Genomic DNA, 1,543 nt, shown 5'->3' with positions numbered 1-1,543 from the left:
TTTTAAGGTTTCATTACAGTAACCGTTATTAAATAAGAACTTGTCAGTGATGATCAACGCGCGTTTTTTATCACTTAATTCTTCAAGTGCTATTGGTAAGCTACCGCGACGGAAATAAATAGATGATGGAAGCTTATGCCACAACATGTTCTCAGCCCTCTTAGCGACCATTTTTTTATTGATTAAATGACTTGGGCCGACGTTCTCAGAAATTGAATTACCGCCCCATGAACCACAACCTAGTGTTAACGATGGTGCTAGCTTGAAATTATATAAGTCACCGATACCACCTTGTGAAGCAGGTGTGTTAATCAAAATACGGGCTGTTTTCATTCTAAAACCAAAGGCTTTAACGCGTTCATCTTGGGTATCTTGATCGGTATACAAACCAGATGTATGGCCAATACCACCCAAGGTGACTAAAGCTTCCGCTTTGTCCATTGCCTCATTAAAGTCTTTTGCTTTATACATCCCTAATAACGGGGATAATTTCTCGTGAGCAAAGGCTTCAGCATCATTAATGTCAGTTACTTCACCGATAAGCACTTTGGTGGTACTAGGCACTTCAAAACCAGCCATTGCAGCTATAGACACTGCACTTTGGCCAACGATATCAGCATTAAGGCCGCCGTTTTTAAGGATCACACTCTGCATGGCTGCGGTTTCAGCTTTAGATAGAATATGACCACCGTGGCTGATAAAACGCTCTTTAACTTGCTTATAAATGCTGTCTACTACAATTACCGCTTGTTCAGATGCACACACCACACCATTGTCGAAAGTCTTTGACATTAATATAGAGCTTACCGCGCGTTTGATGTCTGCGGTCTCATCGATAACGATAGGTGTATTACCAGCACCAACACCAATGGCAGGTTTACCAGATGAATAGGCCGCTTTAACCATGCCTGGTCCACCAGTGGCTAAAATGAGGTTAACTTTCGCATGAGTCATTAATTGATTAGACAAGGCAACACTAGGTTGATCAATCCAGCCAATAATATCTTTGGGGGCACCTGCTGCAACGGCTGCATCTAAAACAATTCTAGCAGCTGTTGTGGTTGAGTTTTTAGCTCTTGGGTGCGGCGAAAAAATAATGCCATTACGGGTTTTTAAACTAATAAGCGCTTTAAAAATAGCGGTAGAAGTAGGGTTAGTTGTTGGGACAATACCGCAAATAATACCTACAGGCTCTGCAATGGTAATGGTACCGAAGGTTAAGTCCTCAGATAAAATACCGCAGGTTTTTTCATCTTTGTATTTGTTATAAATGTATTCAGATGCAAAGTGGTTTTTAATCACTTTATCTTCTAATACACCCATCCCCGTTTCTGTTACGGCCATCTTCGCCAGAGATATGCGCGCATCTGCTGCAGCTAAGGCTGCCGCTCTAAAGATAGTATCAACTTTTTCTTGGCTAAAATTGGCAAACTCGGCTTGGGCTTTGGCCACGCGCTCAACTAATAAATCAAGCTCTTGTGTATTGGTGACTGTCATAGTGGTTTCCTTTAAAAATATTCAACAAATCAGTTTTGCAAAATAT

General features: G+C 41.2%; 1 protein-coding gene. It reads right to left on the bottom strand.

The genetic code is table 11. The features are described 5' to 3' along the window. Positions 1-1,497, bottom strand: a 1,497-nt coding sequence (locus CXF78_RS17060) for an aldehyde dehydrogenase family protein (protein WP_145991531.1), incomplete at its 3' end; no start/stop codon positions are given. Positions 1,498-1,543 lie beyond the last annotated feature (46 nt).

This window comes from Shewanella sp. 11B5, from assembly GCF_002836795.1.
Lineage (GTDB): Bacteria > Pseudomonadota > Gammaproteobacteria > Enterobacterales > Shewanellaceae > Shewanella > Shewanella frigidimarina.
This window is presented reverse-complemented; position numbering and strand designations above follow the sequence as displayed.